23 protein-coding genes are annotated in these 25109 nt (G+C 41.0%); 19 read left to right on the top strand and 4 right to left on the bottom strand.

All coding sequences use genetic code 11. The features are described from left to right. Positions 1 to 114: 114 nt before the first annotated feature. From pspA to AAEZ18_RS07940, 8 genes are all read left to right on the top strand, one after another. On the top strand, positions 115 to 774 hold the full coding sequence (gene pspA, locus AAEZ18_RS07975; protein WP_041454499.1) for a phage shock protein PspA: 660 nt from the start codon (positions 115 to 117) through the stop codon (positions 772 to 774). An 85-nt stretch (positions 775 to 859) separates the two neighbouring features. Next, complete coding sequence (gene pspB, locus AAEZ18_RS07970) at positions 860 to 1093, top strand: envelope stress response membrane protein PspB (RefSeq protein ID WP_011328706.1); 234 nt, start codon at positions 860 to 862, stop codon at positions 1091 to 1093. After that, positions 1090 to 1491 (top strand): envelope stress response membrane protein PspC, encoded by a 402-nt coding sequence (gene pspC, locus AAEZ18_RS07965; RefSeq protein ID WP_011328705.1) that lies wholly within the window; start codon positions 1090 to 1092, stop codon positions 1489 to 1491. The genes pspB and pspC overlap by 4 nt, the downstream gene beginning before the upstream one ends. Positions 1492 to 1554: 63 nt before the next feature. Further along, complete coding sequence (locus tag AAEZ18_RS07960) at positions 1555 to 2976, top strand: YcjX family GTP-binding protein (protein WP_086997937.1); 1422 nt, start codon at positions 1555 to 1557, stop codon at positions 2974 to 2976. After that, a complete protein-coding gene (locus AAEZ18_RS07955) occupies positions 2973 to 3998 on the top strand; it encodes a YcjF family protein (protein ID WP_011328703.1) in 1026 nt (341 codons plus the stop codon). Before AAEZ18_RS07960 ends, AAEZ18_RS07955 begins: the two co-directional genes overlap by 4 nt. 157 nt (positions 3999 to 4155) lie before the next feature. Beyond that, positions 4156 to 5337 carry a methionine gamma-lyase gene (gene megL, locus AAEZ18_RS07950; protein ID WP_011328702.1) on the top strand — a complete coding sequence of 394 codons (1182 nt, stop codon included), beginning with the start codon at positions 4156 to 4158 and terminating at the stop codon, positions 5335 to 5337. Positions 5338 to 5575: 238 nt separating this feature from the next. Continuing rightward, complete coding sequence (gene phhA / locus AAEZ18_RS07945; protein ID WP_011328701.1) at positions 5576 to 6373, top strand: phenylalanine 4-monooxygenase; 798 nt, start codon at positions 5576 to 5578, stop codon at positions 6371 to 6373. A 39-nt stretch (positions 6374 to 6412) separates the two neighbouring features. After that, positions 6413 to 6757, top strand: coding sequence for a 4a-hydroxytetrahydrobiopterin dehydratase (locus AAEZ18_RS07940; protein WP_011328700.1), 345 nt, complete (start codon positions 6413 to 6415; stop codon positions 6755 to 6757). A 169-nt stretch (positions 6758 to 6926) separates the two neighbouring features. On the opposite strand, the gene AAEZ18_RS07935 is transcribed toward AAEZ18_RS07940, so the two are convergent. Then, a complete protein-coding gene (locus AAEZ18_RS07935; protein ID WP_089368559.1) occupies positions 6927 to 8954 on the bottom strand; it encodes a BCCT family transporter in 2028 nt (675 codons plus the stop codon). Positions 8955 to 9153: 199 nt separating this feature from the next. Here AAEZ18_RS07935 and AAEZ18_RS07930 point away from each other — a divergent pair, with 199 nt between their 5' ends. After that, entirely contained in the window at positions 9154 to 9729 is a 576-nt protein-coding gene (locus AAEZ18_RS07930) for a hypothetical protein (protein ID WP_147207655.1), read from the top strand. Positions 9730 to 9870: 141 nt separating this feature from the next. On the opposite strand, the gene dapD is transcribed toward AAEZ18_RS07930, so the two are convergent. From dapD to map, 3 genes are all read right to left on the bottom strand, one after another. Further along, positions 9871 to 10701, bottom strand: a complete 831-nt coding sequence (dapD, locus tag AAEZ18_RS07925) for a 2,3,4,5-tetrahydropyridine-2,6-dicarboxylate N-succinyltransferase (RefSeq protein WP_350594324.1) — start codon at positions 10699 to 10701, stop codon at positions 9871 to 9873. 9 nt (positions 10702 to 10710) lie between these two features. Beyond that, positions 10711 to 13329: a [protein-PII] uridylyltransferase gene (glnD, locus tag AAEZ18_RS07920; RefSeq protein WP_011328696.1), complete on the bottom strand. Its 2619-nt coding sequence runs from the start codon at positions 13327 to 13329 to the stop codon at positions 10711 to 10713. Positions 13330 to 13397: 68 nt separating this feature from the next. Further along, positions 13398 to 14183, bottom strand: coding sequence for a type I methionyl aminopeptidase (map, locus tag AAEZ18_RS07915; RefSeq protein WP_179807537.1), 786 nt, complete (start codon positions 14181 to 14183; stop codon positions 13398 to 13400). Between the two features lie 271 nt (positions 14184 to 14454). On the opposite strand from map, the gene rpsB reads away from it, so the two are divergent. From rpsB to AAEZ18_RS07865, 10 genes are all read left to right on the top strand, one after another. Beyond that, complete coding sequence (rpsB, locus tag AAEZ18_RS07910; RefSeq protein WP_011328694.1) at positions 14455 to 15183, top strand: 30S ribosomal protein S2; 729 nt, start codon at positions 14455 to 14457, stop codon at positions 15181 to 15183. Positions 15184 to 15286: 103 nt separating this feature from the next. After that, positions 15287 to 16138, top strand: coding sequence for a translation elongation factor Ts (tsf, locus tag AAEZ18_RS07905; protein ID WP_011328693.1), 852 nt, complete (start codon positions 15287 to 15289; stop codon positions 16136 to 16138). A gap of 157 nt (positions 16139 to 16295) precedes the next feature. Continuing rightward, positions 16296 to 17045, top strand: coding sequence for a UMP kinase (gene pyrH, locus AAEZ18_RS07900; RefSeq protein ID WP_011328692.1), 750 nt, complete (start codon positions 16296 to 16298; stop codon positions 17043 to 17045). A gap of 50 nt (positions 17046 to 17095) precedes the next feature. After that, the gene (gene frr, locus AAEZ18_RS07895; protein ID WP_011328691.1) at positions 17096 to 17617 is read left to right on the top strand and encodes a ribosome recycling factor; all 522 of its coding nucleotides are present in this window, start codon (positions 17096 to 17098) and stop codon (positions 17615 to 17617) included. A gap of 165 nt (positions 17618 to 17782) precedes the next feature. Beyond that, positions 17783 to 18562: an undecaprenyl pyrophosphate synthase gene (uppS, locus tag AAEZ18_RS07890; RefSeq protein ID WP_011328690.1), complete on the top strand. Its 780-nt coding sequence runs from the start codon at positions 17783 to 17785 to the stop codon at positions 18560 to 18562. A 20-nt stretch (positions 18563 to 18582) separates the two neighbouring features. Beyond that, positions 18583 to 19449: a phosphatidate cytidylyltransferase gene (locus AAEZ18_RS07885; protein ID WP_011328689.1), complete on the top strand. Its 867-nt coding sequence runs from the start codon at positions 18583 to 18585 to the stop codon at positions 19447 to 19449. After that, complete coding sequence (ispC, locus tag AAEZ18_RS07880) at positions 19446 to 20651, top strand: 1-deoxy-D-xylulose-5-phosphate reductoisomerase (protein WP_011328688.1); 1206 nt, start codon at positions 19446 to 19448, stop codon at positions 20649 to 20651. Before AAEZ18_RS07885 ends, ispC begins: the two co-directional genes overlap by 4 nt. Position 20652: 1 nt before the next feature. After that, positions 20653 to 22011, top strand: coding sequence for a sigma E protease regulator RseP (gene rseP / locus AAEZ18_RS07875; protein WP_011328687.1), 1359 nt, complete (start codon positions 20653 to 20655; stop codon positions 22009 to 22011). A gap of 96 nt (positions 22012 to 22107) precedes the next feature. After that, positions 22108 to 24579: an outer membrane protein assembly factor BamA gene (gene bamA / locus AAEZ18_RS07870; RefSeq protein WP_011328686.1), complete on the top strand. Its 2472-nt coding sequence runs from the start codon at positions 22108 to 22110 to the stop codon at positions 24577 to 24579. Positions 24580 to 24590: 11 nt separating this feature from the next. Next, positions 24591 to 25109: an OmpH/Skp family outer membrane protein gene (locus AAEZ18_RS07865; protein ID WP_041454497.1), complete on the top strand. Its 519-nt coding sequence runs from the start codon at positions 24591 to 24593 to the stop codon at positions 25107 to 25109.

The raw sequence follows: 25109 nt of genomic DNA, 5'->3' as shown, positions 1-25109 counted from the left end.
TAATTTGAGTTTAACTCTATGAATAAATTATGTATTTTAACTTTTATAAAGTTGGCAAGCATATTGATACAGTTATAGCAGACAAACTAAGTTTAAATTATAGAGGTAAATGTTATGGGAATTTTTTCACGTTTTGCAGACATTGTTAATTCTAATATCAATGCCATTTTAGATAAAGCAGAAGACCCAGAAAAAATGGTTCGTCTGATTATTCAAGAAATGGAAGACACCTTGGTAGAGGTTCGCTCTACGTCAGCTAAAACACTCGCTGAGCGAAAAGAATTAGTACGTCGCGTTGATACACTTAAAGCGCAAATGAATGATTGGCAAGACAAAGCTGAACTAGCGCTAAGCAAAGATCGTGACGATTTAGCACGTGCCGCTTTACTCGAAAAGCAAAAGTCAGCTGAAGCTGTAGCCTCAGTCGAGGGTGAACTTGAGCATGTAGGCTCACACATCGAAAAGTTACAACAAGAAGTAACCACGCTACAAGAAAAGCTAGCAGATGCTAAAGCTCGTCAAAAAGCGATTATATTACGTCAGCGTTCGGCTGAGTCGCGCCTTGAAGTTAAAAAAGCACTTGATAGCTCAAAGGTAGAAGATGCACTTAATCGTTTTGAGCGTTACGAAACTAAAATAGATGGACTAGAATCTCAAATAGAGTCGTACGATTTAGGCAAAAAAACCTTAGCAGATGAAATTGCCGAACTGCAAAAAAACGAAAAGGTAGACGATGAGTTAGCTGAGCTTAAAAAGAAGCTAGCAGATAAGTAACGTATAGCTAACGCATACCAATAATAATATAAGGGGCCCATGTGCCCCTACTTAAAACACTAATACGGATAGTCAGGAGAGGGTTATGTTTGATCCAGAAATACTCGTAGCACCATTTATTTTATTTATGATTTTTGTAGCGCCATTGTGGTTAATATTGCACTACCGTAGCAAAAAACAAGTAAGCCAAGGGTTAAGTGAACACGAGCATCGCCAGTTATTAGAGCTTGCTCAAAAGGCTGAAAAAATGGCAGACCGAGTCGAAACACTCGAAGCATTACTTGATCAAGAGTCGCCACAGTGGAGGCGTAAAGTATGAGTACCAAACGTGAATTATTAAGAGATCCGCAGCGCGGAAAAATAGCCGGCGTATGCGCTGGGCTAAGCGATTATTTTAATATGGAATTATGGTTAGTTCGTATTATATTTGTTAGTGCGGTATTACTAACTGGCGGCCCTTTATTTGTGGTAGCGTATATTGCAGCCTGGTTTATTTTAGATAAAAAAGAACCCACTAGCGCCTATAAAACAAATTCAACTAACTATGGCGATCCGCTAGAAGTGAAATTTAAAGTATGGCAAAAAGGCGAGCCACCGCGCCGCGCATTGCAAGACTTAAAAGAGCGTTTAACACGCGTAGATACGCGCCTACAAAATATAGAACGCTATGTTACTTCTACTGAATTTACGGTGAGCCGTGAAATTAACAAACTTTAAAGGATTTAATAGCACGGCAACTACACATTAAACAGTAAGTGAAGTGCTAAGTGCTAAACCATTATGAGTCGTACTTCATTTGCAAAAAAGACCTTTACCAGTATTAAAGGCAAAGCACAAAAAGCATTGCATCGCAGCTTAGATCAGCATGTAAAACTGGCTGTAACAGGTTTGAGTGGCAGCGGCAAAACAGCGTTTATTACCGCATTAGTTAAACACTTAACAAGCCAAGCGAGTGATAAAAACCTGCCTTTTTTTGATGTAATGCGCGAGCGCCGTCACATTGCCACTAAAGTAGTGCCGCAAGAGGCGCTTAAAGTGCCCACATTTAATTATACTCGAGCATTAAATGCGTTACTCCCCAGTGACGGCGAGCCAACATGGCCGCCTTCAACCGAGCGCATAAATACGCTGCGTTTAGCTATTAAGTATCAAAGTAACGCTGGGTTGCGTGGCCATTTTTCACCGCAATCAACACTTTATTTAGATATTATTGACTACCCCGGCGAGTGGTTGCTTGATTTACCTATGCTGGAGCAAAGTTATGCACAGTGGTGCGAGCTGCAATATCCGCTATTAACGCAGCATTTGCGGGTACATACCTCAAGTGAGTTTTTAACAGCCGTTGAGCAACTCGACCTAAATGCGCCGGTAGATGAAAGCGCACTTGCGCATATTGCACAGCTTTATCAAAGCATGTTGGTAGGGCTTAAAAAAGACACTAAATTAGCTATGCTGCAACCTGGGCGCATGTTAATGCCAGGCGATTTACAAGGCGCGCCATTGCTATTGTTTTTTCCAGTATCGGGTGAGATAAATAGTAATAACCTAGTTGCAGGCTCTAACTTAGCGCATTTAATTAAACGCTTTAACGCCTACGTTAAAGAAGTTGTAAAGCCTTTTTATAATGAACACTTTCGCCATTTTGATCGCCAAATAGTGTTAGTGGATGTGCTTAGTGCCTTAAACGAAGGGCATGCAACCTTGCAAGAGCAAAGTAGTGTTATTAATCAGTTATTGGCGCACTTTAGTTATGGTGAATCGGGCTTTTTTAAACGCTTATTTAAACCTAATATAGATAAAATATTATTTGCCGCTAATAAATCAGATCATATAACCGCTAAGCATCATAAAGATTTAGCACTATTACTTGACTCATTAGTGCACGAGCAAAGTAATCATTTAAAGTTTGATGGTGTGCAAATAGAAACCATGGCTATGTCGTCAATTACCGCAACACAGCCGCGCCAAGTAACCGACAAAGGCCAAACGCTAGACTGCATTTATGGCAAGCCACTTAACGAGCCTGATTGGCTAACCTACTTACCGCCACAGCCGCCTAATAGAATGCTTAATAAAAGTGAATGGCCAGCGCAAGGGTTTGAGTTTTTATCGTTTTCGCCAATGCCAAGCCCAGATAAGCAGTTAAAACATATTCGATTAGATCATGTGATGCAGTACCTGTTAGGAGACAAGTTAGCATGAGTGAATCAAACCAAGAGTTTCAAGCAGGACGTCGTATAAATACCCAGAGTATGGAGCAAAACGAACCTGAATTGGCGCCTGCAAAAATAATTGAACATGGACAAAGTGATTACCAAGAAGATAATGACGAAGCGCTAGAGCCAGAAATTGACCTAGCGCCAGTATATAAAAAGTCAAAATGGCAAACGCTCAAAGGCATTTTTGTTGTTAGTTTTATAGTGCTGGTGTTGTTAGAGTTCGCTTTTTCATTGGTACTGGCTTTTCAACAGTCGATTATTTTAGGCAGTATATATTTAACCGCTGTAGTGAGTGGGGTGTTGCTAATAGGGCGCTTATTATGGCGCGAATACCGAATGCTGCGCAGTTTAAAACGTAACCAGTTACATCGCCATGAAGCCGACAGGCTGTTAAATAGCGAGCAAGTAGGCGGCGCATTACCTTGGCTTGAAAAACTAAATAAACATCAGCAACTTGATAACTTTGAAACTTTTAAAAATCAAGTGGCAACGCATCACAGCGATAAAGAAATAATGACGCTGTACGCCAATAGTTTATTAATAACGCAAGATACCCAAGCTAAAAAGCTAATTAATCGCTTTGCAACTGAATCGGCGTTACTAGTTGCGCTTAGCCCGCTGGCGCTGGTGGATATGATGGCTGTTCTGTGGCGTGGTACTAAGTTAATAGAGCAAATAGGAAAAATTTACGGGATTGGTTTTGGTTACGCAAGTCGCATAAAACTGTATCGCATGCTAATAAAGCAAGTAATGTTTGTGGGCAGTGCCGAGCTTATTTCTGATTTAGCTGCAACCGCGCTAAGCGCCGAGTTATTAGGTAAGCTTTCAGGGCGAGCAGCACAGGGCTTAAGTGCCGGTATATTTACCGCGCGCATTGGCTACAAAGCAATGGAACTAAGCCGCCCATTACCTCGGCTTGAAAATAAACGCAATTTATTAAAAAGTACGGTACAAAATATTGCTAGTAAAATTATTAGCCGTAAAAAGCCCGAGACAACGGAATAAGCAGTATTAAGAAATACTTGGCAATATTTATGTACAGCTAAAAGTATAAATATTGCACAAGTAGCCATCTGAGCATCCGGGATGCTTGTGCTTTGAATGCCCATACGTTTTGATTGAAGGCTAATACCCAATAACAATCAAAATAAGAGAGTATTCAATGAGCAAGCATCATATAAACACCCAATGTATTCACGGCCCGCAAAAAGCAAACGACCCTCACGGCGCACTCACTTCTCCTTTGTATCAAACCTCAACTTTTCATTTTGAAAATGCAGCGCAAGGTGCAGCACGTTTTGCTGGCGATGAGCCGGGCTATATTTATACCCGCCTAGGCAACCCAACTACTACCGAGCTTGAACAAAAAGTAGCGCAATTAGAGGGCTGTGAAGCGGCTGCAGCAACGGCAACTGGTATGGGGGCGGTATCGGCCTCAGTACTTAGCTTTTTATCGCAAGGGGATCATTTAATTGCATCGAGTGCTTTATATGGGTGTACCTTTGCGTTTTTCTCGCACATGTTGCCGCGCTGGGGAATAGAAGTCACCTTTGTTGATATGACCAACGAGGATGAACTACGCGCTGCAATTAAACCCAATTCAAAAATGATATTTGTAGAAACGCCCATTAACCCCACTATGGCGGTTATCGATTTAGCATTAATTGGCGCCGTTGCAAAGCAGCACAACTTAATTAGCGTGGTCGACAACACCTTTTTAACGCCATTACTACAATCACCTAAGCAGTACGGTATCGATATTATAGTACACAGTGCTACCAAATATTTAAACGGCCATGGCGATGTGGTAGCGGGCATTGTATGTGGATCTATGGAGCATATAACGCTAATAAAAATGACGGTGCTTAAAGACATTGGCGCCACTATAAGCCCGCACGATGCTTGGCTTATTAATAGAGGTTTAAAAACCCTCGCCATAAGAATTGAGCGCCACTGTATCAGCGCACAAACAATTGCCGAATACTTAGAAGCGCACCCACAAGTAAGTAAAGTTTACTATCCTGGGCTTAAATCGCACCCTGGATATAAATTTATTGGCAAACAAATGAAAGCGGCAGGCGGTGTTATTGCTTTTGAGCTAAAAGGTAGTTTGCAGCAGGGGGCGCAATTTATTGATAGTATGCGGCTTTGTACAATTGCCGTAAGTTTAGGCGACGCTGAAACACTTATTCAACATCCAGCCTCTATGACCCATTCACCTTACACACCAGAGGAAAGACTCGCTGCAGGTATTAGCGATGGATTAATTAGGCTTTCGGTTGGACTTGAAGATGTTAACGATATTATTGCTGATCTTCATCAGGCATTTACTCAAATAAATTAGAGTGTATTTAATTGTGTACGATATTTTGCATCTTTAAAGCTTGTAATTGCTAGGTTGTTTTAAATTATTTACTTGCGTGTAATTTTAAGTGTACAAGGTGGCTGATCGTGGCTAATACAGATGTAGCCCAAGCTATTAAACTTTTGTTCACTTTTGCATAGTATGGCTGCAATCGGTATCCAAGTTACTTGGGTATCACCCTGACACCGGTTTCGGGTTAATCCCAAAGAAGGTACTAATGGCTAAAGCAAGTAAATACACCTCCAAAACACCAGATGAAAATGGCGTTATACATTGGAGCGATGAAGAAAATAAAATTTGGTCTGAGCTCGTAGCGCGCCAACTTGCGTGCATTGAAGGCAAAGCCTGTAACGAATATATGGAAGGTTTAAAAAAAATAAACCTGCCACACGATCGTATTCCGCAACTTAGTGAGCTAAACGAAGTACTGCTAGCCACTACCGGTTGGCAAGTAGCGCCAGTGCCGGCACTTATCGACTTTGATGAGTTTTTTCGGTTACTGGCCAATAAGCAATTTCCGGTGGCGACTTTTATTCGTAGCCGGGATGAGTTTGATTACCTACAAGAACCCGATGTGTTTCATGAAATATTTGGTCACTGCGCTATGCTTACTAACCCTGATTTTGCAGAGTTTACGCATAAATACGGAAAACTTGGCTACGCGGCAGAGAAAAAAGATCGTGTATACCTAGCGCGCATGTACTGGTTTACCGTTGAATTTGGTTTAATGCAAACCGATAATGGTTTGCGTATATACGGCGGTGGTATTTTATCAAGCCCAGGAGAAACCCAGTACGTATACTCAAGCACGCCAGAAATTACACCAATGAGTGTATTAGATGTGCTGCGTACCCCGTACCGAATTGATATTATGCAACCGCAGTACTACACCATAAATTCGATTCATGATCTGTTTGATATATCGCAAATGGATATAATGGCTTTGGTTGAACAAGCAAAAGAACTTGGCTTGCACGATCCAAAATTTTCACCAAAAGAAAAATTAGCTAGTTAACTTTAATATAAAAAGTAACGCTAAAGATAAGGATTTAAAATGTCTTCATTAAGTGCACAAAAATGCGAAGCCTGTCATGCCGATGCGCCAAAAGTATCAGACGAAGAGCTAGCGCAATTAATTACCAAAATCCCTGATTGGGTACCTGAAGTACGCGATGGCATTATGCAGCTTGAGCGTGTTTACAAATTTAAAAACTTTAAACAAGCTATTGCGTTTACTAACAAAGTAGGCGATATGGCTGAAGACGAAGGCCACCACCCAGGTTTATTAACCGAGTGGGGCAAAGTAACAGTTACTTGGTGGAGCCATTCAATTAAGGGACTACACAAAAACGATTTTATTTGCGCTGCTAAAACAGATGACGTATTTAACGCGCTGTAATACCAAACTAAATTGAGCAAACCAACAAAGGCACTTATTTTTAAGTGCCTTTTTGCTTTTTAGGGAAAATAAAAGACCAAACACAGGGAGCTTAGGCTAGCAGGCCGATATGGATTATTTAGCCCTTAACTATGTGATGCAGATAAGGGCTAAATTGGGTTAGCGCAAATTATTTGTCGGTGTTTAGCATTTCATCATGCTCAGTCATATCCCAAGGAAGCTCGCCTGGGCTGTTATCTAAAAAGTGCAAATAGTTTTCAAATTGGTCGAGAATATCTTTCACAATATCATCTTCGCTATAGCCAAAAATATCATACGACAAACCACCACGGCGTAAGTATACCTCTGCACGACAATACGTTTCAGTGTTATCTGTTTCAGGTTTTAGCTCAGAGTGAACAAAACTAGGCATTGCATGCTCTGTTAACCTTATGTCGTATACAAAGTCCATATGTTCATGGCGTAAAACAGTTAAGTGCGCGCGACATAAGTCGGCATCAAATACTACTTCAGCATGCCATTGTCGAGATTTTAATTCGGCTTGCACTTCTTTCATCGCTTTAGTCACTACTTGGTCAATAAAGTTATGTACTTTGCTTTTGTTTGGGTAGTCGATCATGGCTGCTAAACGGCGTTTCCAATGCGATAAATTTAAGTTTCTGCCGTTTAAAGTATGTGCTTGTAAACTGGTATCGCGATGCCCTTCAATTACAAGCGCACGCCATAGGCCAACAGTGGCAATTAGCATAATAATAGCAAAGGGTAATGCACTGGCTATTGTCATAGTTTGCAGTGCGCTGAGCCCGCCTGCCAGTAATAAAGCTGCAGCAACCGCACCTTCAAGAACCGCCCAAAATACCCGCTGCCATGCAGGAGTGTTTGCATTACCACCTGAAGCTAATGAATCAATAACGAGTGAGCCAGAGTCAGACGAGGTAACAAAGAAGGTGATAATTAAAAATACCGTTAATAGCGAAATAAAGAATGACCAAGGTAATACTTCAAATAATTGAAATAGCGCTACGGCATGGTTCGCTTGCACATCAGTAATTAAAGTGTCTAAGCCTTCATTCATGATTAAATTGAGAGCCGTATCACCAAATATCGAAAACCATAAAAAAGTGAATATGGTGGGCACTAACATTACCCCAACAACAAATTGCCTGATGGTGCGACCGCGGCTAATTTTTGCGATAAACATACCCACAAAAGGTGCCCAGGCAATTGTCCAGCCGAATATAAATAAGGTCCAGTTACCTATCCAGTCGCTGCGACTATAAGCTTGCAAGTTAAAGGTACGCTCAACAATACCGCTTAAGTAACTGCCAGTATTTTGTAAAAAAGATTCTAAAATATGAATGCTAGGACCAATAAAAAATACAAACATCATTAAAGATATTGCCAAGGTCATATTCAAAATAGATAAGCGCTTAACGCCTTTATCCATACCTGCTACCACAGAGATGGTTGCTGCTGCGGTTATAATAGCAATGGCTGATATTTGCACTGTGGTATTTATAGGAATGCTTGGCCATAAATAATGTAGGCCCGCATTTATTTGCGTTACCGATAACCCCAAGGTCGTGGCTATACCAAATAGAGTACCTAAAATAGCAAATATATCGACCGCGTGACCAATTGGGCCATAAATTCTATCGCCAATTAAAGGATATAACGCTGAGCGAATTGATAGGGGCAAACCATGACGAAAAGCAAAGTAGGCAAGTACTAAACCTACAATTCCGTATATTGCCCATATATGAAATCCCCAATGGAAAAATGCAATTTGCATTGCTTGTTTAGCAGCGTTAACTGTTTCTGCCGCACCCGAAGGTGGAGATGCATAATGCAATACAGGCTCAGCAACACCAAAGTAGAGCAGTGCAACACCGTAGCCTGCAGAAAATAACATAGCAAACCACTCTGCAAAGCTATATTGCGGCTCTGAGTGATCGGGCCCTAGTTTTATGTTTCCCCAACTAGAGGCGGCAACAGAGACTATAAATACTAAAAATATAGCGACAGATAACATATAAAACCAGCCAAAGGTTTCTGTTATCCAAGTAAGGGCGATACTGAATGCTTTACCAGCAAGTTCAGGGTTACTGCTCGTACCTATCACTAAAAGGAGAATGATGAATACGGCAGGCAAAAATACGGGGAGTAAAATAGTTGAGCGTAAAGCTTTTGTTGTCATATTAGTCCTTAATATTTATTGCTAACTTTAATTTATGCTTAACTACCTTATTATATTCTGGGTGTGCTTGGCTAATTTAATTACTTTTAGCTACTTCAAGTAAAGTAAACTGGTCTGAGTATTATTTATTCAAAGTACCTTTTTGCTTTTTTATTACATATTTAATAGCATGGTTAAAACAATTAAAAAAACAGCCTTAATGACCCTATCTCGTTATCACCTTGCAGCGCTAATTATTACAGTGACCTTTATAGACTCGATGTTTATTCCGCCTGTATTTGGCATACAGTGGCACAGCCAAAAATTTACCTATGAGTTGTCTACTTACCTAGTTTGGATAAAGCTGATATTGGTAAGTATTGCTACTTATGTGTTGATAAAAAGCATCAGTAAAACAAGCAAACATACTGTTCAAGCAAAATTAGTTAGCTTGCTATTGTTTATAATGGCAGGGTTACAAATTGTAGCACTTGGGCTTACATGTATTTGGTATGTCATTGTTGGCAGTCAAGCGCAATTTTATCAGCAGCAGGAAAATATAGTAGCGTATACCAGCGATGTAGGTGCATTTGGCAGTGCGTATCATTACTTTGGTTATCAGTGTGTGGGTGAATATGGTTTTTATACATACATGCCAATAGCCACTATCGATTGGTTACGGGACATGTCATTTTATGAGAAAAACAATCAGCTAATTATTCGTTATTATGATTTTAAAACGAAAAATCAGCAGGTAAAACAAATAGACTTACATGGCTTGAGTTGTAATGGGTGATTGTAATACACAATGCCGGCTAAATAAAAAGCGCTAAACCCACAAGGGCTTAGTGCTTTTAAATATACAATTAAAGTTCAGCTAAAACACTTAACTTTAAAGTGTCGTTGGGTTTCGCTGCGCTCTACCCAACCTACTTAACTATTCATCATCAATTGAGCGGAGCAGGGCGTTGATGCCTACTTTTTCGCGTGTTTGCTGATCTACTTTTTTCACTATAATTGCAGCGTACAGGCTGTGGCTACCGTCTTTTGATGGTAGTGCGCCAGGGACTACTACTGCGCCTGCTGGTACGCGGCCGTAGTGAATTTCACCGGTTTCACGGTCATAAATACGGGTACTTTGGCTGATGTAAACGCCCATTGAAATTACCGCGCCTTCTTCAACAATTACACCTTCTACTATTTCAGAGCGTGCGCCAATAAAACAGTTGTCTTCGATGATGGTTGGGTTGGCTTGTAATGGCTCTAAAACGCCGCCTATGCCTACGCCACCCGATAAGTGTACGTTCTTACCAATTTGTGCACACGAGCCTACAGTAGCCCATGTATCAACCATGGTGCCGTCGTCAACGTATGCGCCAATGTTTACATACGATGGCATAAGTACCACGTTTTTACCTACAAAGCTGCCTTTACGCGCAACAGCATTAGGCACTACGCGCATGCCGCCTTGTTTAAATTGCTCCGGCGTGTAGTCGCTAAATTTAAGTGGTACTTTGTCGTAAAACTGATTTACGCCATCGTCCATTGCTTGGTTTTCGCGAATACGGAACGACAGTAAAACCGCTTTTTTAAGCCATTGATGTACTACCCATTCACCCGATATTTTTTCAGCAACGCGTGCTGCGCCACTGTCTAGCAGGTCAAGCGCGTCAATAATGGCTTGCTTTACTTCAACAGGTACTGTGCTTGGGCTAATGCTATCGCGGTTATCCCAGGCGTTTTCGATCATCGTTTTTAAATCTGACATAGTGTCCTCTTATTCGGTTTCTGCGTTGAGTTTTTTACGCAATGCTTGATGAATTTTGGCTTGTTCTTCGTCTGTAAGTGCTTGGTACTCGTTATTAGAGACCACGAAGAAATCTTCTGCGCGCTGCCCCACTGTGGTAATACGCGCAGCGTGTATGTGTAATAAGTGTGCTTGAAAAACTTCGGCTATTTTAGTCAATAAACCGGGTATATCAATTGCTTGGATTTCAATTAGGCTGCGATCTTTACGCGGATGCGGGCGCAGCACAATTTTAGGTTTTATATTAAAGTCTTTAAAGCGTTGCGAGCGATTCTTTTTGAAGCGAATTTTTTTACGCGGCTCAAACAAGGCTTGCTCTAGGGCGCGTTTAATTGATTGTGCTCTGCCACTGGCAATTGGCTCGCCATTTACTTCTAAAATAACAAAGTTAAATAGTACGTAGCCATCTTTGGTGGTAAGTACTTGCGCGTGCTGTATTTGCGCCTTTTTAGAACCAATAACACTCACTAAGCGGGCAAATAAAGGCCCAGAGTAAGGGCTGTATACAAATACTTGGGTGCCACCGTGCATCGCTTTATTTGATACGATAACACTCGGTTGACTTAAATCTTCGCTATTAACTAAATGCTGGCTGTGCCATGAAATTTGCTGTTCGCTAAAAGCGGTAAAGTAATTGGCTTTAAAGCGGCTCCAAATTAAATCAATTTGGTCTTCCATGTAGCCTAAGTTGAGTAATCGCTGTTTAGCTTGATGCTTTTTGTCGCGAATTTGGTCGCGTTGATCCATTGGATTTTCAAGCCCTAAACGCAGTGCGTGTTGCGTATGTAAGTAAAGCTCACGCAGCAGGGTGTTTTTCCAATCGTTCCATAAATTGTCGTTGGTGGCACGTATATCGGCAACGGTTAAGCAATATAAATAATCAAGTTGGCGCTCTGTTTTTACTCGTGTGGCAAAGTCTTTAATAACTCCAGGGTCGTTTATATCTTTACGTTGTGCGGTAACCGACATAAGTAAATGATTACTAACCAGCCATGCGATTAGTTTACCATCGGCGACAGAAAAGGCATGTAACTTTGCAAAGGCTAGTGCGTCAACAGCGCCCAGCTCTGAGTGGTCGCCACCACGGCCTTTGGCTATGTCATGAAATATACCCGCTAAATAAAGTAGCTCAGGTTTATCCATACGAGTGACTATTTCACTACAAATAGGAAATTCGCTGACACCGGTTTTATCAAAGTACTGATAAATATTATTTATTAATCTGTGGGTGTGCTCATCTACTGTGTAGGCATGAAATAAGTCAAATTGCATTTGCCCAAATATGTTTCGCCACTGCGGTAAATAAGCAGCCAGCATGCCGTGTTTATGCATTAAGGTAAAAGCACGGCCCATACCATTGGGGTGCTTTATAAGACGTAAAAAAGCTTCGCGACAGGCAGCGTAATCTTGTAAGTCGCCCAGTAAACGGCGGCGCACTTGGCGAATAGTGCGAATAGTGCTGGGATAAATATGCGTTATTTCTGGGTTATCGGCAATATGCTCAAATAACATAAAAAGCTGATCGCGCCTAAAAAATACCGATGGGCTTTTTACTTTAATTTGATTGCCAATACGCTCAAAATTGCGATCAAGTTCTTGAATAATAGGTTGATGGTGTTTTGGCGAAATACTTTGTTCAAAGTACGCCAGCAGCATCAGGTTTAGCTCGCGTACGCGGCTCATTATTCTAAACAAACGCTTCATCATGCGCTCAACTGACGATTTACCATCGCTACCAAACCCCAGAATTTCGGCGGCTTGCGGTTGATGATCAAACAGTAAGCGATTTTCTGAACGCCCTGCAGCCAAATGCAGCGCAAAACGAATATTCCATAAGTTTTCTAGGCACTCTGAAAGCTCTTGAAACTCTTCGTGAGTAAGGTAGCCATGGCTAATAAGCTCTTGTAGGGTTTCTGCTCTAAAGTGTTTTTTAGCAACCCAAATAATGGTTTGCAGATCGCGCAGGCCACCGGGGTTTTCTTTTATGTTAGGTTCGAGATTATACGCTGTGCCGTGGCATTTTCGGTGGCGTAAATGTTGCTCTTGTACTTTGGCTAAAAAAAACTCATTTGAGCGCCACACTGGCGTGTCAATTATGTGGTTTTTTAGCTTTTCAAATTCTATATGATTACCAAAAATAAGCCGGCTTTCTAATAAGCTGGTGGCAAAGGTAACGTCTTCACGTTTTTGCTCTATGGCTTGCGCTATAGTGCGAACACTGTGCCCAATCTCTAAATTGAGATCCCAAAGCATGGTAACAAACTGACCTATTTTTTCGCTGATTTCAGCGTTTGGTTGTTGTGTTACTAGTAGCAAAAAGTCGATGTCGGAATAGGGGTGTAATTCACCTCGTCCATAACCACCTACGGCTATAAGTGCTAGGTCGGGTTCGTGCGCTAAATCATAAACATGAAACAGTTTGATCAGCAAACGATCTATGAATTCAGCCCTGGCATTAATTAAATTACCAACCGGTTGTTTAGAAAACTCATTAAAAAGCCATTTATAAAAATAGCTAGAACAATCGCGATAATCACTAAGTTGCTCTGCGTCGCTAAGCAACTTTTTTACTTTGTTGGGTAATGCCACCGGGGCTGATTCCTTATTTATACGAGTTCATTTTGATAAATAAATAGCTATCAAGTTGAACGGGTATTTTAATGCTCAATGATCCTGTCGATTGTATCATCTGATCGTAGCGTTAAAATTTCAACACCATTTTCAGTTACTAACAAAGTATGTTCCCACTGGGCTGACAAGCTACGGTCACGTGTAACCACAGTCCAATCATCTTTAAGTAGTTTACATTGGCGTTTGCCCGCATTGACCATAGGCTCAATAGTTAAACACATGCCGGCTTTTAATACTTCGCCAGTACCTGCTTTGCCATAGTGCATTACTTGTGGCTCTTCGTGAAACCCTGCGCCAATACCATGGCCACAGTATTCACGAACAATTGAGTAGTTGAAGCTTTCAGCATATTTTTGAATTGCTTCGCCAATATCGCCTAAACGCACACCTGGTTTTACCATTTTAATGGCAAGGTAGAGACTTTCTTGTGTTACTTCTGCAAGGCGTTTACCTTGAATGTTAGGGGTACCAACATGGAACATTTTAGAAGTGTCGCCGTGGTAGCCATCTTTAATTATGGTAACGTCAATATTAATACTGTCGCCATCTTTTAATGGCTTTTCGTTTGGAATACCATGGCAAATAACATGGTTTACAGAGATACAAACTGATTTTGGAAAACCATGATAATTTAATGGAGCAGGGATTGCTTGTTGCACATTAACAATATAATCATGACAAATTGTATTTAGCTCATCGGTGGTCACGCCCGGCACTACATATGGGCCGATCATTTCAAGTACATCTGCCGCTAAGCGCCCAGCTACGCGCATTTTCTCTATTTCTTCAGGGGTCTTAATAATAGCGCTCATTGAAGCTCCAAAGTTGAGTTTTTAACATTTATCGTCGCACAATTTTTGCACGCGATGTTGAGTATTTAATTTTAATATGGTATAAAGCGCGCCGTCTTTTTACAAATAAATTCTTTAATGATTTTTTGTATTTAAGGCAAACACAATTTTATTTTAACACACACACGTATCGTCACATACACTTGGGTGCATTAGAAGTTTAAATATTTCGGTGTTGGTGCTATGGGATATGTGGAGGCCTAACCCTAAACAACTATAGAGGATCTATAAAATGGCAAACGTTTCAATGCGCGATATGCTTCAAGCTGGTGTTCACTTTGGTCACCAAGCACGTTACTGGAACCCTAAGATGAAGCCTTTCATCTTCGGCACACGTAACCGTGTACATATCATCAACCTTGAGCAAACTGTACCAATGTTCAACACTGCACTTAAGTTTTTATCTGGTGCTGCTGCAAACAAAGGTAAAGTTCTTTTCGTTGGTACTAAGCGTGCAGCAAGCGAAGCAGTGAAAGAATCTGCAATCGCAAGCGACCAGTACTATGTAAACCACCGTTGGTTAGGTGGCATGTTGACTAACTGGAAAACAGTTCGTCAATCAATCAAGCGTCTTAAAGACCTTGAAATACAAAGCCAAGACGGTACTTTCGAGAAGTTAACTAAGAAAGAAACGTTAATGCTTAACCGCGAAATGGAAAAGCTTGAGAAGAGCCTTGGCGGAATCAAGAACATGGGCGGTCTTCCAGACGCGCTTTTCGTTATTGATGCTGACCACGAGCACATTGCTATCCGTGAAGCTAACAACCTAGGTATTCCGGTTGTTGCAATTGTTGATACTAACTCGAACCCAGATGGCGTTGATTTCATCGTACCTGGTAACGATGATGCTATCCGTGCGGTAAGTCTTTACACTAACGCTGTTGCAACTGCGATCACTGAAGGCCGTGAGAACACACTTGTTGCTCAAGCTGAAAAAGACGATTTCGTAGAAGCTGAGTAATTAGCTGTCTTCAAGTCTTCATCTTTTAAAGGTGAAGACTTGCTATTCTTGTAGAGCGGGTAACCCGCTTATCTAAACCTGATTCAGATTTGAGGAATTACTAATGGCTGTAACTACTGCCCTAGTTAAAGAATTACGCGAGCGTACTGGCGCTGGCATGATGGATTGTAAAAAAGCGTTAACTGAAACTGATGGCGACATCGAGTTAGCGATTGAAAACATGCGTAAAAGTGGCGCGGCTAAAGCAGCTAAAAAAGCAGGCAATATCGCTGCTGAAGGCGCTATCATTATCAAGAAAAATGGTAATGTTGCAGTGCTAGTTGAAGTTAACTGTCAAACAGACTTCGTAGCTAAAGACGTAAGCTTTTTAGCGTTTGCTGATAAAGTAGCAGAAGCTGCAATTGCAGACACTGTGACTATCGAAGACTTACAAGCTAAGTTTGAAGAAGCACGCGTTGAGCTAGTAACTAAAATTGGCGAAAACATTAACGTACGTCGTCTACAGTACATCACGGGTGAAAACCTAGTTGAGTACCGTCATGGTGATCGTATTGGTGTTGTTGTTGCTGGTGTTGCTGATGAAGAAACACTTAAGCACGTTGCAATGCACGTTGCTGCATCAAGCCCTGAGTACTTAACTCCTTCAGACGTTCCTGCTGATGTTGTAGCTAAAGAACAACAAGTACAAATCGAAATCGCGATGAATGAAGGCAAATCTGCTGAAATCGCTGAGAAGATGGTTGTTGGCCGCATGAAAAAATTCACTGGTGAGGTTTCTCTTACTGGTCAAGCTTTCATCATGGAACCTAAGAAAACTGTTGGCGAAATTCTTAAAGAGAAAAACGCAACAGTTACTAGCTTCGTACGTGTAGAAGTTGGTGAAGGTATCGAAAGAAAAGAAGAAGATTTTGCTGCTGAAGTTGCTGCACAAATCGCTGCTGCTAAAGCTAAATAAGATTAACTATTTGTGTAGGGAGTAAAAAAGACATGCAATTAATGTGTTATTTGCTTTTGCTTCACAGCTAGAAATTCTTTAAAATAACCGCGCTTTTATGTTTAACATAAGCGCGGTTATTTTTTATCCATTTTTTATAAAAGTTGGCCCCAATACTATGACTATCAATCGTAAACCTATTTTTAGACGCGTTCTTCTCAAATTAAGCGGTGAAGCTTTAATGGGAGATGAAGGCTTTGGCATCGACCCTAAAGTGTTAGACCGCATGGCTCAAGAAATTAAAGAGCTCGTAGAGCTCGACGTAGAAGTGGGTTTAGTTATTGGCGGTGGAAATTTTTTACGCGGTGGCTCGTTAGCAGAAGCAGGCATGAATCGTGTTGTTGGCGATCACATGGGTATGCTTGCAACCGTAATGAATGGTTTGGCAATGCGTGATGCGCTGCATCGTGCATTTGTAAACTGTCGTTTAATGTCGGCTATTCCACTTCATGGTATGTGTGATGCGTACAATTGGGCTGAAGCAATTAGTTTATTAAAAACGGGCCGCGTAGTTATTTTTGCAGCCGGTACGGGTAACCCATTTTTCACTACCGACTCAGCAGCCTGTTTACGTGGTATCGAAATTGAAGCCGATACGGTAATTAAAGCGACTAAAGTAGATGGCGTTTACAGCGATGACCCAGTTAAAAATCCAGATGCGACACTTTATCGTCATTTAAGTTACAATGAGATAATTGAGAAAGAATTGAAAGTAATGGATTTAGCGGCATTTACATTAGCACGCGATCATAATATGCCATTGAGCGTATTTAATATGAATAAATCAGGCGCATTAAAACGTGTTATTATGGGTGAAGAAGAGGGAACCCTTATTTCTTCACAAGCCTCAGATGAAGTAATTAAATAGATTAGGATTAAACTGTGATTAACGATATTCAAAAAGATGCGCAAGAGCGCATGCAAAAGAGTGTAGCAGCACTGGGCAGCCAGTTATCTAAGATTCGTACTGGTCGTGCTCATCCTGCATTGCTAGATGGTATTATGGTGTCGTATTATGGCTCGCCAACACCGTTAAACCAAGTTGCTAACGTAACAATTGAAGATTCACGTACACTGGCTATTGGTGTATTTGATAAGTCACTTGCGCAAGCGGTAGAAAAAGCAATAATGGCATCTGACTTAGGTTTAAACCCAATGTCAGCAGGTTCAGTTATTCGTGTACCATTACCAGCATTGACTGAAGAACGTCGTAAAAACTTAATTAAAATTGTTCGTGGTGAAGTTGAAGGCGGTCGTGTTGCAGTACGTAACATTCGTCGTGACGCGAATGGCGATTTTAAAAACTTATTGAAAGATAAAGATATTTCTGAAGATGAAGCGCGTCAAGCTGAAGAAGCAATTCAAAAGATGACCGATAAATTCATTAAAGAAATGGATACTCAATTAGCAGCTAAAGAAGCTGAGTTGATGGAAATCTAAGAAACTAATACGCTGCACTTGGGGTAATAGATTGAACCTATTGCAAGTAAATTCAACGCAGTTAGCGTTAAAAATAGCCACTTGAAATAGATTTATTATCCCGAGTACAGGTTAAATTTATTAGTTTTGAAACGCCGGCTGGGGTATACTAGGCGGCGTTTTTTTATGGAATACTCAATATTTATGGTTCTAGATGCTGACACAATTTCACAGCAATGTTTACCTAAACATGTAGCTATCATCATGGATGGTAACGGGCGTTGGGCGCAAGCCAGAAATAGACCGCGTGTGTTTGGGCATAAAAAAGGTGTGGACGCAGTTCGTCAATCTGTACAGTTTTGTACTAAATTAGGGATACAATCGTTAACCTTATTTGCTTTTAGTAGTGAGAACTGGCGTCGACCTGAAGACGAAGTAAAAACGTTAATGGAGCTTTTTTTATTTGTACTTAGTAAAGAAGTTAAAAAGCTGCATAAAAACAATGTAAAACTGACCATTATTGGAGACTTATCGCGGTTTTCTGAAAGCTTACGCAGTAAAGTAGATACTGCTCAAAAGCTTACAGCAAATAATACCGGGCTGCATTTAAATGTTGCTGCAAATTACGGTGGACGTTGGGATATGGCTAATGCTGCTAAACAACTTGCAGAGCAAGTTGCACAGGGGCAATTAGACCCAGCCGATATTACAGAAGAGCGTATAGCACAGTACATGAGTATGGCAGATCAGGCCGAGCCTGATTTACTAATTCGTACTGGTGGCGATGTCAGAATTAGTAACTTTTTACTCTGGCAAGCAGCTTACGCTGAACTTTACTTTACCGACACACTGTGGCCTGATTTTAATGAAGCAGCATTTGCTGAGGCCATAGCGTGTTACGTTGCCAGAGAGCGACGATTTGGTTGTACGGGCGAACAAATAAAACAATTACTCGCTCAAACCTAAATAGAATAAGGGTCATAATTTTGTTAAAACAACGCATTCTAACCTCACTCGTGCTAGCACCATTAGCGCTTGCTTTGGTTTTTTACACCCCACTGACATTATTTAGTTATTTTGCGGGTGCAATTGTATTAATGGGCGCATGGGAATGGTCTGCTTTTATGGGGCTGTGCAATAAACTTAAGCGCAGCGCTTTTGTACTTTTAGTTGCCGCTTTGCTAGCGTTACTAAACCTGCACTGGCCAATCGAATCACTTTGGCAAGATGGCAAATTGGTAGGTGATGCAAATTACTTATTTACGCTGTCGTTTGCATGGTGGATTGTTGCTAGTTATTTAGTATGGCGCTACCCAGAAATGGCTAAAGCATGGAACGAAGGCATAGTAATGCGCGGTATTGCCGGATTACTAACGTTAGTGCCTTTATGGTTAGCCCTAAATACGCTGCGCAGTGCGCAATATACCGAATCTAGTCATTTTGGCTCTATGCTTATTTTAGTGGTTTTAGGAATCGTATGGAGCGCCGATATTGGTGCCTACTTTACAGGTAAAAGCTTTGGTAAGCGTAAGCTCATGCCAAAAGTAAGCCCAAATAAAACTATTGAAGGTTTAGCCGGCGGCGTTGTCGCTGCAGTTATATTTGTGCTTACATTTTGTCATTTTACCGACGTAGATTTAATTGTATGGCCAATTTACGCCATTATGACTGTGTTTATTGCCTTGTTTTCAGCGGTGGGTGATTTGCTTGAAAGCATGTTTAAACGCGAAGCAGGACTTAAAGACAGCGGTAATTGCTTGCCAGGACATGGCGGGATTTTAGATCGTATTGATAGCCTAACCGCAGCCGCACCTATGTTTGTAATGTGTTATGCGTGGACTTTGAGTTTATGAGTGAAAAGCAGCAACTGGTAATTCTAGGGGCTACAGGCTCTATTGGCCTTAATACCTTAGATGTTGTGGCAAGAAATACTCAGCAGTTTAGTGTTTTTGCATTAGCTGCTGGGAAAAATGCTAAAAAAATGGCTGAGCTATGCATTGCGCATCAGCCACGCTATGGCGTTATGGCAACACAAAGCGCTGCTAAGCAATTGTCGTTATATTTAAGTAATACGCCATGTAAAACGCAGATAATGCATGGTGAGCAGGCTATGAGCGAGCTGTGTGGGCATCCAGAGGTTGATGCTGTCATGTCGGCAATTGTCGGCGCTGCAGGGTTGTTGCCGACGTTAAGCGCAGTAGAAGCCGGAAAAAAAGTACTGCTCGCCAATAAAGAATCTTTGGTAATGTCGGGTCAGTTGTTTATTGATAAAGTAAAACAACACAAAGCGACATTGCTACCAATAGACAGTGAACATAACGCTATTTTTCAATGTTTACCGTATTCTCTACAAAATGCGCAAGGCGATCAACACCTGCAATCTCATGGCGTAAGTAAAATATTACTTACCGGATCAGGCGGCCCATTTTTAACCCGTGATATAAATACCCTTAAAGATGTAACCATAGCAGAAGCCGTGGCGCACCCTAATTGGTCTATGGGACAAAAAATATCGGTAGATTCAGCCACCATGATGAACAAAGGGCTTGAGTTTATTGAAGCTAAATGGCTGTTTAACTGCGACCCGAGTGATATTGATGTGGTTATTCATCCACAGAGTATAATTCATTCTATGGTGCAATATCACGACGGCTCAATTTTAGCGCAAATGGGTAACCCTGATATGCGTACCCCAATTGCCCATGCATTAGCTTACCCTGAGCGCATAAATGCAGGGGTTAAGCCGTTAAACTTTTCAGATATTAGTGACTTTTCGTTCACTAAACCTGACTTTTCTCGTTACCCTAATTTACAACTAGCGATTGATGCGTGTAGCGCAGGGCAAGGCGCAACAACGACAGTGAATGCCGCAAACGAGATCGCGGTAAGTGCATTTTTAAATGGTGAAATTGGTTTTACCGATATATACACAATAAATGCACAGACTCTCGAAGCGGCCACGTACACCAATGTGCAAAGCTTAGATGAAATTTTAGAGTGCGATAGATTAGCGCGTTTAAGCGCATCGCAGTTTATAACAAAAGTGACGCATTAATATGTTCGATTTTTTTTGGAATCTCGGCTCATTTATTTTAGCGCTGGGCATTTTAGTTACAGTACATGAATACGGCCACTTTTGGGTGGCGCGTAAAGCCGGCGTTAAAGTGCTGCGCTTTTCTATCGGCTTTGGTAAACCATTGCTAAAATGGCGTGATAAATACGATACCGAGTACGTTATAGCAGCCATACCTTTGGGTGGTTATGTAAAAATGCTCGATGAGCGGGTTGATGAAGTACCTGCAAATCAGCGTCATTTATCGTTTAATGCTAAGTCGGTACAAGCGCGTATAGCGATTGTTGCTGCGGGGCCCGTTGCTAACTTTATATTTGCTATATTTGCACTTGCCGTTATGTATATGGTGGGTGTGCAATCAGTAAAACCTGTTGTTGGCAGTGTGGTTGAAGGCAGTCGTGCAGCGCAAGCGGGATTAATGCCTAGCCAACAAATTATTAAAATTGGTGATGATGAAATTACCACCTGGCAAGACGCAACCTTTGCGCTTATGTCGAGTTTAGGTGATAAAAGCGTTGCAGTAACTGTACGTAACGAAAACTATCAGCAGCAAACAAAAATGCTCAATTTAGACGGCTGGAAACTTGATCAGCAAGACGTGCCACCATTGAGCTCTCTAGGCATAGTACCATTTAGGCCACAAGCAACACTTAGTATTGCTGCGGTTACTAAAAGCTCTGCTGCAGAGCTGGCAGGGTTAAAAATAAATGATACTATTGTGGCTGTAAATGGCGAAACAATAAGCAATTGGCAGCAATTAGTTAATCTTATTACCCAATCGGCTAACAAATCATTACAATTTAGTGTAAAAAGACAAGACACTATAAAAATAATATCGGTAATACCTCAAGCTAGGGTTAACGCTCAGGGCATAGAGCAAGGGTTTTTAGGGGTTGCACCAATAGTAGAAAAATGGCCGCAAGGTTATATAGAAACTAGACATTATGGCCCGCTCGATAGTATTGTGCGAGGTAGTAAAGAAACGTGGCGATTAATTACCCTTAGCTTTGATATGATAGGTAATTTAATTACAGGCCAGATTTCGGTTAAAAATTTAAGTGGCCCAGTAGGCATTGCCGTAGGCGCCGGGACTAGCGTAAGCTACGGTTTCGTTGCGTTTTTAAGCTTTTTAGCACTGATCAGTGTTAACTTGGGTGTATTTAATTTATTGCCCTTGCCAGTGCTTGATGGCGGACACTTAATGTATTACATAATTGAACTTTTTCGTAAAAAGCCAGTCTCTGAAAAGACACAAGAGTTTGGTTTTAAAGTGGGTGCGTTACTACTCATTTTTTTAACATGTTTCGCTTTGTTCAATGATGTATCGCGTTTGTCGTTTTAACGTGACAATGACTAATTAGAACCACGATTGTACAGCTCGTAAATTTACTTTTCGATGCTAAGCGGTAATACAGTTGTAAAGGATAAATATAATAAAATGGCTATAAAAAAACATTTGGTAGTTTCAAGTTTATTGGGTGCAAGCTTTGCAGCCCTAGGCCAAAACTCCTTTATTGTTGAAGATCTCAAAGTTGAGGGTTTACAGCGTGTAGCACTGGGTGCTGCATTAACGCATATTCCTATTAACGTGGGCGATAATGTTGATGAGTACACGATTTCAAAAACAATCAAGTCTCTCTACCGCTCAGGTCACTTTGACAATATAAAAGCGCTACGCGACGGTAATAACGTTGTTTTTAAAGTAACTGAACGCCCAACAATTAGCTTTATTGAGTTTGATGGCAATAAAGATATTAAAGATGAGCAGCTTAATCAGTCACTTGATCAGCAAAATATTCGCCAAGGCGAGCCACTAGATAAAACCGTTATTGATAATATAGAAAAAGGCTTAACTGAATTTTTCCACAGTATTGGTAAATACAACGCTAAAGTCGATATTAGTATCACTAAACTGCCGCGTAACCGGGTTAAACTTAAATTAAAATTTGATGAAGGTGATGCTGCATCAATTCGTCAAATTAACTTGGTAGGTAATGAACTTTTTTCTAATGAAGAGCTATTACAACTGGCTGAGTCGCAACAAGACTTACCTTGGTGGCAGTTTATGGGCAGCGACCGCTACCAAAAACAAACCATTGAAGGCGATTTAGAAAAAATTCGTAGCTTTTATTTAGACCGTGGTTACCTACGTTTTAACATAGACTCTACCCAAGTGTCGGTTAGCCCAGAGCGTGAGTCTGTATACGTTACAGCTAACTTAACTGAAGGGGTTAAATATAAAGTTAAAGGTTTTGACTTTATTGGTGACTTACTTGGTCGCGAAGACTTAATTAAAAGTGTTATTCCACTACGAGCGGGTGAGTTATATAACGGCTCAGTGGTTACCTCTTCAGAAGAATTTATAAAAAGCTACTTAGCGCGTTTTGGTTATGCCAATGCTGAAGTACGCACAATTCCGCAAATTGATGACGAAAATCAAGAAGTACAACTAACCTTATCGGTTAACCCTGGTAAGCGTGTTTATGTGCGCCGGATTATTGTTGGTGGTAACCAAAGTACTGCAGATGAAGTGCTACGCCGCGAAATGACACAGCTTGAAGGCGCATGGTTATCTAACCAAAGCTTAGAGCGTTCAAAATTACAAATTCAGCGTTTACCTTATATGGAAAAAGTTGATTTTAACGTTGTGCCAGTCCCAGGTGTTGATGACCAAGTAGATGTTGATTTTACGGTAAAAGAGCAGTCGGCTGGTAGCTTTAATGCCGGCTTAGCGTATGGCTCATACCTTGGTTTACAGTTTAATATTGGTGTAACAGAATCTAACTTTTTAGGTACTGGTAATCAAATAGGCTTTAATATTAATACCTCGCGTGGTTCTGAGCGTGTGAGCGTGTCTTATACCGACCCATACTTCACGCCAGATGGCGTATCGCAAGGTAGCAGTATTTTTTACAGTAACTACGATGCAAGTAAGTTTAGTTTGATCGACTATAAGTCGAAAAGCTATGGATTGGGGACTAATATAGGCTTCCCAATTGATGCGGTTAACCGCATTAACTTTGGTGTTCGTTGGATTCAAGAAGAGCTTTCAGATATTGCAGAGTACGAGCAAACGCGTGTACTGCGTGAAACCTTCTTAGACCAAGACAACCCAGATGCTGGTTTTGACTTTACTAAATATGAGTTAAGTGCTGGCTGGTCTCGCGTTACGGTAAACCGTGGTTTATTCCCAACAGCGGGCTCACGTCAAACGCTAAACTTAACAGCAACAACGCCGAATTCTGACTTAAAATACTTTAAGTTAAACTATGATTCGCGTTTTTACTGGCCAATATCGAACGACCATCGCTGGGTGTTCTCAACCCGTGCGGCGTTAGGTTACGGTAATGGTTATGGCTCAACTAACGGCTACGACCAAGTACTGCCATTCCAAGAATACTTCCGTATTACTGAAATGGAACTACGTGGCTTTGACCGAAATACAATTTTACCACGCGCAATTGCACGTATACCGCAATCAATTCCGGGTACACCTTTACCAGATGGCTCAACCACAGGTAATATAGGCGGCTCATCTGAATTTGATGTGCTAGTACCACAAGGTCGAATTGGTGGTAATGCTAAAGCGGTAGCAGGTATGGAATTAATTGTACCTACACCGTTTTTAGATGAAGAAAATACCAGCTCAGTACGTACCAGTTTCTTTGTTGATGCTGCTAACGTATGGGATACCGAGTTTAACGTAGACCGTTACCAAAATTTAGCAGCCGATGAGCGAGCTAAATTAGATGATTACTCTGATCCAATGCGTTTTAGGGTTTCAACCGGTTTATCATTACAGTGGATCTCTCCAATGGGTCCAATGCTGATTAGTTTTGCGTATCCATTGCAAAAAGAAGAAGATGACGATACGAAGACCATCAGTTTTAATATTAGTAACAGCTTTTAAAGGAGTTTTTTGTGAATAAATTATTTAAATCAACGGCAGTAGCTGTTTTAGCAACACTTATGATGGGCACCTCGGTAAGTGCATTTGCACATAAAGTAGGTATTGTAGACATGCAAGAAATCTACAAGCAAATACCACAAATGGCTAAAATTGAGCAATCTCTACAAACTGAGTTTGCAGAGCGCCGTCAAGAGTTAGAAAAGCTACAAGGCGATATTCGCTTTGAAGCTGAAAAGTTCAAGCGTGAAAGTACCACTATGAGCCAAGCGCAAAAAGATAAACTGCGTGACAAAATTCAGGGTATGCAAAAAAACCTTGCTGAAGTAGGTCGTCCTCTTGAGCAAGAAATTAAAGCACGCCAAAACCAAGAGCTTGCAAAAGTGCAGGGTTTAATTATCAAAACAATTGAAGACATTGCTAAAGATGGCGACTTTGATGAAGTTAAAGTTAAAGATACAACTATTTACTTTAACCCTAAAAAAGTAACTGATCTTTCTAATAAAGTAGTTGCTGCAGTGAGTAAGAAATAA

This window comes from Pseudoalteromonas sp. 19-MNA-CIBAN-0066 (assembly GCF_040308705.1).
Taxonomy (GTDB): Bacteria; Pseudomonadota; Gammaproteobacteria; order Enterobacterales; family Alteromonadaceae; genus Pseudoalteromonas; species Pseudoalteromonas nigrifaciens.
Note: the sequence above shows the minus strand (reverse complement) of the source record. Positions and strands in the feature narration are given on the sequence as shown.